The 9191-nt window shown below is 67.6% G+C and carries 11 protein-coding genes; 7 read left to right on the top strand and 4 right to left on the bottom strand.

All coding sequences use genetic code 11. From position 1 onward, the window contains the following. Nucleotides 1-100 (top strand): transposase (locus tag ABZS37_RS32410; protein WP_355175369.1); only part of this gene is annotated, 100 nt, incomplete at its 5' end. A gap of 276 nt (nucleotides 101-376) precedes the next feature. Here ABZS37_RS32410 and ABZS37_RS32405 read toward each other — a convergent pair. The 4 genes from ABZS37_RS32405 to ABZS37_RS32390 form a co-directional block, all read right to left on the bottom strand. Beyond that, nucleotides 377-889, bottom strand: coding sequence for a hypothetical protein (locus ABZS37_RS32405; RefSeq protein ID WP_355175367.1), 513 nt, complete (start codon nucleotides 887-889; stop codon nucleotides 377-379). Between the two features lie 68 nt (nucleotides 890-957). Next, a complete protein-coding gene (locus tag ABZS37_RS32400) occupies nucleotides 958-1389 on the bottom strand; it encodes a hypothetical protein (protein ID WP_355175365.1) in 432 nt (143 codons plus the stop codon). An 833-nt stretch (nucleotides 1390-2222) separates the two neighbouring features. Next, nucleotides 2223-3125, bottom strand: a complete 903-nt coding sequence (locus tag ABZS37_RS32395; RefSeq protein ID WP_355175363.1) for a hypothetical protein — start codon at nucleotides 3123-3125, stop codon at nucleotides 2223-2225. Nucleotides 3126-3161: 36 nt separating this feature from the next. Continuing rightward, nucleotides 3162-3503 (bottom strand): hypothetical protein, encoded by a 342-nt coding sequence (locus ABZS37_RS32390; protein WP_355175362.1) that lies wholly within the window; start codon nucleotides 3501-3503, stop codon nucleotides 3162-3164. Nucleotides 3504-3614: 111 nt separating this feature from the next. Here ABZS37_RS32390 and ABZS37_RS32385 point away from each other — a divergent pair, with 111 nt between their 5' ends. The 6 genes from ABZS37_RS32385 (at nucleotide 3615) to ABZS37_RS32360 (ending at nucleotide 9115) form a co-directional block, all read left to right on the top strand. After that, nucleotides 3615-3827, top strand: coding sequence for a hypothetical protein (locus ABZS37_RS32385; RefSeq protein ID WP_355175360.1), 213 nt, complete (start codon nucleotides 3615-3617; stop codon nucleotides 3825-3827). Nucleotides 3828-3926: 99 nt separating this feature from the next. Beyond that, nucleotides 3927-4889, top strand: a complete 963-nt coding sequence (locus ABZS37_RS32380; RefSeq protein WP_355175358.1) for a winged helix-turn-helix domain-containing protein — start codon at nucleotides 3927-3929, stop codon at nucleotides 4887-4889. A 252-nt stretch (nucleotides 4890-5141) separates the two neighbouring features. Then, nucleotides 5142-5564, top strand: a complete 423-nt coding sequence (locus ABZS37_RS32375; RefSeq protein ID WP_355175356.1) for a transposase family protein — start codon at nucleotides 5142-5144, stop codon at nucleotides 5562-5564. Nucleotides 5565-5677: 113 nt separating this feature from the next. After that, nucleotides 5678-6229, top strand: a complete 552-nt coding sequence (locus ABZS37_RS32370; protein ID WP_355175354.1) for a hypothetical protein — start codon at nucleotides 5678-5680, stop codon at nucleotides 6227-6229. Nucleotides 6230-6668: 439 nt separating this feature from the next. After that, complete coding sequence (locus ABZS37_RS32365) at nucleotides 6669-6941, top strand: DDE transposase family protein (RefSeq protein ID WP_355175352.1); 273 nt, start codon at nucleotides 6669-6671, stop codon at nucleotides 6939-6941. A gap of 1376 nt (nucleotides 6942-8317) precedes the next feature. After that, nucleotides 8318-9115: an N-6 DNA methylase gene (locus ABZS37_RS32360; protein ID WP_355175350.1), complete on the top strand. Its 798-nt coding sequence runs from the start codon at nucleotides 8318-8320 to the stop codon at nucleotides 9113-9115. Nucleotides 9116-9191: the final 76 nt, after the last annotated feature.

Here is a 9191-nt window from a genome sequence, read left to right as displayed (position 1 = left end):
CAACAAACTCTGGTCGGGTTCGTACTTCGCGGGCTCCGTGGGCGGGGCGCCGCTCAGTGTCGTGCGTCAGTACATCGAGCAGCAGAACCGCCCGGCTTAAGGCACTGCCCGGGCCTTGGCGGCCCTCCCAGCGCGGGCTTTCACCCCCGCCCTGAAGGGCGGAGCACTGGCCCGCAACCCGGTAGCCACGTATCTGGAGGGATGTGCGGCTTGCCGGGAACAGCGCGCCGCTCTTTGCGGTAGCTCGCTGGGCGTCGCGTAGGCTGACCGCGGGTTGCTCAGAGGCCGCTGACCCAGGTGCCGCAGGCCGCACGGACATGCGAATCGGCGGTGACCGTCCGGGTGAGGGTCACCGCCGATTGCGTGGTCGAACCGCTCAGGCGGCCGAGCAGGCGGTGTCCAGCTCCTTGATAGCGGCTTCCAGGGCCTTCTTGCTGGGCTTGGCGTCGGCGGACTTGTTGTACGCGTCGCTCAGGCCCATCATCTCGTTCTGGATTTTTTCGGAGGCGGCGGTGACTGCCTCGTTGGCGCCCATCGAGTGCGCCAGGATCGCGACCGAGCCGGCGACCCACTGGGCACTGACCGCGAAGTGCCCGGCTGGCGGGCCGATCTTCTCGGCCTTGGTGACCTTAGCCGCGTTGTCCTTGATGTCCTTCTTGATGTCGGCGCAGGCCTTCACTGTGGCCGCGTCGTTGGCCGCGGTGCTGGTTGCGGTGGTGGCCGCACCGCCGGTCGGGGCGGCGCTCGAGGCCGCCGGGGACGGCGAGGTTGCGGTGCCCGCAGATTCGGGCTGCGGATCGCAGCCGGACATCGCGATCGCCGCCGCAACGGCCAAGCCAGTCAGGACGAGTCGAGTTCGGTTCATCGATGTTTCCCCCATGATCTTCATGTTCGGCGCACGCTACCAGCCCCGGTCGAACGGGTGGGATCAGTTATTGGGCCGTCGAGCACCGAGTCCTAGGTCTGGAGCTGGATGCGAGGCGCGTAGTGACTGTGGACGATGGGTGCTGCGCAGTGCTCGCAGGTGTCGGTCTGCGGGTGGCGAGGATTGGTCTGCGTCGAGAACGTCCCCGACCGGACCGGTTCCGGGCAGAGGTAGCCGAGGTGCAGTTGCACCCATGGAGTGCGGGTCAAGGTGACCGACGGCTGGTTCCGGTCGGCGTCGTGAAAGGGTGCCCACCAGTAGTCCACGATGGTGCGCAGGATCGTCCGTTCCCGCTCGGACGTGTGGTCGAACGCTGAGATCCGTGCGGCCGCCGGGTGCTGGCCGGTCCTGCTGTCACCGGAGCAGGTGCCGTGTTCAGCACCGTGGGTCAGCCGGGTGGTGCGGCCGGTCCGTCGACAAATGAAGCAGTCCAGGCTGAGGTTGATGTCGCCCTTCCAGTGCACGTTGTGGAAGAGGGCCGACGTCCTGCTACTCGAGGATCGAGGGCTTCACGACGGGCGTGACCATCGCGGGCTTCGACTGGCCGTTGCGAATCGTGGATCGGGGGGAGCAGCTTGGGAGCAGCGCGGCGCCCTGAACTGCCTTGAACTGCGCCTCAACTGCGCCGGCCCCGGCCTGCGGCTCCACGTTCGCCACTGGGAACGGATTGGGTGCAGGTTGGCGAAGTGGTCTCCGCGGCCGAAGTGCTCATCGACGCCGGACGGAGACGAGGGCTTTGACCTGTAGTGATGCGGTCGAGCGGTGCGGTGTGACCTCCCAGTAGAGGTCGAAGTGGTCAGGCGTTGCTGCTCCCGGGATGGCTGGCGCTGGCCGCCGTCTCGGTTCGCCTAGGCCACGTCTCTAGGTGTGCTGCAGATCGATGTGAAGCGTTGCGGGTGAGCTTGCTGGAGTCCGCCTCAGTTCCGTCATCTGAGACACCGATCCCAGGGGCAACGCCCTGACCAGGCCCTTCAGGCTGGTGACCTCTTCGGCGGATCCGAAGATGTCATCCATGGTGCTCCCGGTAATCCGTTCGGGCGAGACGTCCGCTCATGCCGATGTGCGGATGGTCGGTGCTGGACCCTGTACAGTGCCAAATCTCTGTTTCTGGCTTGTGAGCTGCGAATTTGCGAGTAGCTCAAGCTGCCCGGTGGTACTCGTTGATCACGCCGCCCATGATGCGGCGCCGCCGGATCGGCTTGTCGATCGCGATGACCACGCCGGGGTCGGAGTCGGGTGGATGTTGGTCCAGGCTCTGGTGTGGCCGGTGCCGGTCGAAGTGGTCCTCATAGTCGCGTCACACCGTGCGGGCGTGATGTTCGTTGTAGATCAATACCCGGTCGGTGCACTCGGCCCGGACACTGCGCACGAAACGCTCCGCGAACGCGTTCGCCCGAGGTGTGCGCGGTGGGATCTTCACGACGTCGATGCCTTCGGCAGCGAACACCGTGTCGAACGACGCGGTGAACTTGGCGTCGCGGTCGCGGATCAGGAACCGGAATCGGGTCGTACGGTCCCCGAGGTCCAGCACCAGGTTGCGGGCCTGCTGGGTGGTCCAGGCGGCGGTTGGGTGGGCCGTGACGCCGAGGATGTGGACCCGCCGGGTCGTGATCTCCATGACGAACAGCACATACAAGCGCCGCAGCGGGACGGTATCGATGTGGAAGAAGTCGGTAGCCAGTAGCCCAGCCGCCTGGACACGCAGGAATGTCCGCCAATCGGTGTCGAGCTCACGCGGGGCGGGGCCGACACTCGATCCGGCGAGGATGCGGCGGATGGTGCCGGCGCCGACCCGGTGACCGAGGCCGACGAGTTCGCCTTGGATGCGCCGGTGCCCCCAGTCGGGGTTCTCCCGGGCCAGGCGCAGCACCAGGTCACGGATCTCGTCGCTGACCCGTGGCCGTCCCTGCTTGTTCGGATAGGTCCAGCGTCGGCGGACCAGTCGGCGATGCCAGGCCAACAGAGTCGCCGGGGTGACGGTACGGTGCTTCCACAGTTCTCGTGGCAGGGCCCGGACCAGCGCGGACAACACCGCGCGTTCCGGCCACGACAGCCGCGGCCGGCCGATCTGGCGTCGCAGTACAGCAACCTCGTGGCGCAGCACCAGCAGTTCCGCGACCATCGCGGCCTCGCTCCGGGTGGCCTGCCGCAGCCAGCCGAACACGCGCACCGCGCTCAAGTACAGCAACCGAACGAACACGCCCGCCATCCTGTGCCAGGGACGCGAAACAGCAGCTCACACCAGGTGCGATGAGTTTTGGCACGGTACACCCGTGGCGGCCCGGTGGTCGGCGATGAGACGTGCGACGAGCTCGGCGGCCACGTCGGCGGGGCGGGCGATGACGCTGCCGTAATCGATGGCTTCGTCCGGGGAGACGTGGATGTGGTCTGCCTGCCCGAACCCGTAGGTGGCGGTGTTGCTCGGCACGTTGACCCTGCGGTAGGAGATCATGGTGGCAGGGTCGAGACCGATGGCGGGCACGACGAGGTCGCCGTGAGGTAGATCCAGCGCCGTCAGCGTATTGAGCATGCCAGTGAGTTGCTTGATCAGGTCATCCCGGTCGAGCACCGCGCCCATTTGACCTCGGGGCAGCGGGGCCCACGCCGACCGTTGCCCGGATCGGGTGACCACAAGCCCCTTCTCGTTGTCCCGACCGCTGCTCGTCGCCCGGGCGACGGCGGAGTCGGCGTGCGCGTGCAGGGCTTCCAGCCGGGTAAACACGCCGTGCTGTCGGCCATGGTCGGGCAGCAGGTCGGCGAGGGCGGCCAGCTCGCTCACCTGCAGTCGCGCATCGTCGGCGGCGAAGGCCAGCAGCGCGACGGCCTGCGCGCAGGTCAGCTTCGTCTCCGAGGGCCGGTGGACAAACTGGCGGCATCAGCCGACCCCCATCAACTTCGTTGAGCCCGAATGCACCGGTTGGTGGTGACCGCTCCTGGTGGTCGACCGCTACACTCATCGCTGTCAATGGACGACAGATGGTGACGCTGGCGGGGGACCGACGTGTTACGCATCCACTTTACGGCGGGCGACCTCGGCCGGGTCCGGCTCGCCGGCGAACCTGATCCGCTGTGGGAGACCGTGCTCAGCCTGTTCCGCCTGCGCCGCCCGGGGCCGGCGCTGGTCTTCGGGCGGTGGCGCGGGAACGCGTTGAAAGCGAGCTGGCGGGCCGATCTCGAGGTGCTGATGCCGCTGGTGCGCGGCGCCTACTATCCCGACTTCCTCACCCCGGCCGAGGCGGGGGCCGGGCTTTCGGCCGGGATCGAGGCGCTACGCGCCACCCCGGCTGCCCGGCTGCGGCGGGAGATGACTAGCCTGGCCGCAGCCGGCGGTCCGGCACCGTCCTGGCTGGGCCTGTTGGCCGAGGGCGACCGGGCCACCGTCGACCGGGTGGCGGCCGCGGTCCGCTCGCACCACGACACCGTGGTCGCGCCGTTCTGGCCGGACGCCCGGGTGCACATCGACGCGGAGCGCTCCCGGCGGGCCCAGGTGCTGCTCGATCAGGGCACTGAGGGGCTGCTGCGCAGCTATCGGCCGATGATGACCTGGGAGCCGCCGGTGCTCTCGGTCGACGTGCCGCACGAGCAGTCGCTGCACCTGGACGGCCGGGGCCTGTTGCTGGTGCCGTCCTATCTCTCCTGGGGCACGCCGGACGTGCTGCGCGACCCGGCGCTCCCGCCGGTGCTGGTCTATCCGATCGAGCACGATCTGACGCTCGGCGCCGGCCTGCAGCGCGCCCCCGCCCTCGCCGGCCTGCTTGGCACGACCCGCGCTGCCGCACTGCAGGTGATCGCCGACGGTTGCACGACGACAGGACTCGCTCAGCGGCTCGGCATCTCACCCGGCGGGGCCAGCCAGCACGCGACAGTCCTCCGCGAGGCGGGACTGGTCGTCAGCCATCGCCACCGGAACACCGTCCGGCACACCCTCACTCCCCTTGGCGTCGACCTACTCAACGCCACCTGACTTGATCTCGCCGCCCGCACCACCTGCCCTTCCGCTGGTGACCGTCCGCCGTCGCTCAGCGGTCTCCGGGCGTCGACCCTGGCACAGGGTGGGACACCGAGAACCGGTTGCCGGCACCGTCGCCCGGCGCAGGGCCGCGCGGCGTACCTGTCGCAGCGCCTCGCCCTGCTCGACCAGGACCGCACGGTCGCTGGGAACTTGGCCGACTGAGGTTCCGCCCGCGGACCGGACACCCTGAGCCCAGACAGTGGTATGGGCTCAGGGTGTCCGGTGCCACCTCCATCGAAGTACCCCGAGCAGTTCCGTAGGGATGCTGTTGATCTGGTCCGCTCGTCGGGCCGATCACTGCGTGAGGTCGGTCAGGAACTTGGCGTCAACCACGAGACGCTGCGGAACTGGGTCAACGCCGCGAAGACCGCCGAGGCCGCCGGTCGGGGTCGCGGCGAGGAGCCGGTCAGTGCCGAGGCGTATGGCCTGTTGGCGGCCCTGGCGCGGGTTCCTGACCCGCGTGGCCCGCGTGGGGTCCGGTATCCCTTGGCGAGCTTGCTCGCGGTAGCGATGTGCGCAGTGATGGCCGGGGCATCCCCGTTGGTCGCGATCGGCGACTGGGTCGACGATCTCGGTAGGTCGGATTGGGGCCAGTTACATCCATTCGAATCACCGCCCATGCTTTAGCCACCGCAGAAACTCATTTACGAGCGCCAATCCTGCCGGGAGGCTACCAACACGGATCCACACGGGAGTCCATCCGCGCGGCACCCATCATCCCAGTGAGGACGGTAGAAGCGATGAGAAGTCGGATCGTCTGGGGCAAGGCGAATCAGATGTGGAAAAAGGGAGCCAAGTCGATACTCGCGGCAGCGGCACTCGTCGCGACACTGGTCGTAGCGCCCAGCCCCGCCCACGCGGGTGACTGGGGAGCCACCGTCACCGAGTACAACGCCGACGGCCGGGCCGAGAAGTTCTGGGTCGACAGCAACGGCACCGTCTGGCACGCGTGGGCGACGACGCCCGGCGGGCCGATCAACAACGGCGACTGGAGCCTCGGCGGCAACGTTTCCAGCGGCATCGGCGTGACCCACAACCAGGATGGCCGCCTGGAGATCTTCGGCCGTGCGGCTGGCGGCGACCTGAACCACAAGTGGCAACTGTCTCCAGGTGGCGACTGGAGCGGCTGGGCCACCCTTGGCGGCCAGCTGAAGGCCCGCACGGGCGTGTACGCCGACTACTTCTCCAACAACGGGGGCACGATCCGGGTGAAGGTGACCGGTACGGACAATCTGATCCACTACAAGTGGCAGGATGCACCCAACTGCTGCTGGCGGACCTACTGGCAGTAGTCCCCCCACTCGCGGGTACGCAACCGCGGATGCCGGGCCGGGGCGGGCGCTTCACGCGCCCGCCCCGTGGTGCCCCCAGGGCTATTGCGTAGTCGGTTGAAGGGCGTTTGAGCTGGGGGTTCGGAGCGGTCTTGGTCGGGGGCGGGGTCCATGTAGGACGGGTGCGACCCGTTGGTGATCATGGTGTTTGCGAAGACCACATGACCCAGAAGAGGACCGCACCCGCCGATGTCATCATCACCCACCGAGATCTTGCTGCCGCACCGACCCACCGGCATGGTCCCGGCCACGCTCACCGATGGTGAGCATCGCGGCCTGTTCAAGGTGTTGGCCACGATCCCTGACGCGCGTGATCCGCGCGGATGCCGGTACTCACTGGTGAGCATCCTCGCCGTGGCGGTGTGCGCGGGTGCTGGCCGGGGCGTGCACGTTCGCCTCGGTGACCGATTGGGTGCGCAATCAGGACCGGGCGGTGTGGGGTCGGCTCGGGTTCACCGATCGGGTGCCGGCGGCCACGACGGTGTGGCGGTTGTTGATCCGTATCGACGCCGATGTGTTGTCGGCGGCGCTGGCCCGGTGGCTGCTGGCCCGATCAGCACCGGTCGTGGTGGCCGGGCGGCGGTGGCGGCTCGTGATCGCCGTCGACGGCAAGGTCGAGCGGGGTGCGCGGCTTGCCGGCGGGCGGCAAGTTCATCTGCTGCGCCCCCGATGACACCGCGAACTCTCCGTACTACACCAACGCGACCTCCGACCAGTGCTGGCGACTGCCGAACGCGCACCTGGTGTGGGGTCAATGCCGCTTAGCCTAAGTTGATCACGGTGTTGGCCTGCAGGTTGCTTGTGCCGTTCTGCGGGATCGTGGCGGCGTGAGGTGGTGCGGAGGGCTGGTCGGTGCCGGGGTGTGGGTTCGACGTTTGACCGGTGGCCGGGTGGGGCCGCTAGGTGTCGCGGTGATTCCTTTGTGGCTGGTGGTGGCGGGTGGTGGGGTGTGTGGTTGTGCCGCCGGTGGGGGTTTGAGGCGCCGTGGGTGGGATTCCACGCTCCGCTCGCCCGGCGGAGCTGCGGGCAGCGGTTGCCGAGTTTGCGGCCCTCGCGGTCCCGGCAGGAACAGCGTTTGAAAACGGACCCTTTCGCCCTGTTCACGTGTGTCCCTCGGACCGAGCCTGCGGCAGTAGGTGACCGCGGGCTCGGTCGAGGACGATCCTGAATTGCCTCTCCGCCTGCGGTTGGCTCGTGCTCCGGCGGATGGCCGTGCTGGTCGGGCGGCAGGTGCAGGGCGTGGAGGATGGCCGCAACCGGCACCCGGTAGCGGCTGCCGAATCGGAGCACCGGGACGGGGAGCTGGCCGGATTTGGCCAGGTCGTACGCGACCGAACGAGACAGTCCCATGATCCGCGCAGTGGTCGTCAGATCGGTAACTGCGCCCAAGGCGCTGATTCGCTCACCAGTCCAACTGCTGTCCGGGCCGTCGCCGCCAAACCTGGCCGGTGACACCGCATTAAAGACATGTTCCGAGATCTTCATCGCAGAGTGGTCCGCCAATGACCAAGTAGAGACGATGCCTGACTGTGAACGGACCTCAACGCCAAGCGAGGGCATCCTGGGAGAGAATGCGCCGACGACCGCAGAACCCTCGCTGCTCCCTGCTGACAATTCGAACCGAACACTGACAGTTTGTGATCAAAGTGCCTTGTAGGTGCAGCGCATCCTGTCCGAGTCGGCTATCTGACTCGGGGGGACCGTCTTGGACGCAGCCGGCATGCGGCGGCGACGGCCAGCGCAGGACCCGCCGGGCAGATGCGAATGCCGGCTGCGGCCCGGCACCTTTCCGGTGTCGCTGTTCGCGTCGCGCGCCTGGGCCGTCTGCCGCGCGGCCATTAAGAGCCCCTGCTGATCAGGAGAGTTTGTGACTCAGTGTGGGACCAGGACGCCTATCGGGTCTTCGAGTGGTCTGGTCCCGGTCTCTTATCGCCAGGTGTGGCACTGCTGGGCCGGCGAAGAACGCGCTGTGCTCGCAACGAAGGTCATGGGACGTATGCTGCCCGGATGAATTTCACTTGCAGCTCCCGGGTGTGATGGGACTCTACGTTGATTGATGGGGCAGAGCCACGGCGGCAAAGTGCCGAGGCCTTACTTAGCTGGCGGCTGCTGGACGCGGTCCGGGGCATCGGCATCGAACGCGGCGCTGACCTGGTCTTGGAAGTCCTGTTCGTACGGTGGACAACGGCGGCGATGCGGCATCCTGCCGAAGGCGCGTGGTCTGCGCTGGCACTGGCGAGCCCGAAGCGGAAGGCGGAGCTGCTGCCGCGGCTGTTTCCGTTCGCTGACACCGACGGGTGGCGGGTGGACCAGTCCGACTCGTTCTGCCTTGCACTCGAGGAGTTAGTCAAGATCGTCGACCGGCTGGACACTGGGGACCTCGCTGATCTGCTCCGAACCGTGGCCCTGACCTACGATGCGGTCCTCGATGCGCTTGAGGATCGAGGTGGCCACAGCAAAGCTGAGTTCGCCGAGTTCACCACGCCGAGGTCCGTCGCCGAACTGCTCGCGGCACTGACGGTAGAGGCCGGCGACGACGTTCACGATCCAGCGTGCGGGTCGGGCAACATCCTGTTGGCGGCACACGCCAGCGCACCCAATGTCCGTGTAACCGGCAACGACGCGAACGCCCGCGCGGCGATGAGAGCCCGGATGCGCCTCTACATCCACGACGTCTACCAGTGGATCAACGTCGGCGACGCCTTCGAGGAGTTCGAACCCAGCAGCGCGGACGTGGTCCTTGCGCAGCCACCATGGGGCCTGCGCAAGGAGGACGACAGCAAACGGCTGTTCGCTCGGTACCTGCAGCGATCCGAGGCGGCCTCTCGCCTAAGGCGTGTTTCGTAAGTCAGGCTGGCGGGGTCGAGGTCACGGCGTGGCGGTGATCGACAACTGAAGAGGTCTCCGGTATCTGGTTCTGCGA

This window comes from Micromonospora sp. NPDC005413 (assembly GCF_040606435.1).
Classification (GTDB): domain Bacteria; phylum Actinomycetota; class Actinomycetes; order Mycobacteriales; family Micromonosporaceae; genus Micromonospora.
The sequence above is the reverse complement of the archived record's forward strand: the minus strand, read 5'-3'. Positions and strand labels throughout refer to the sequence as shown.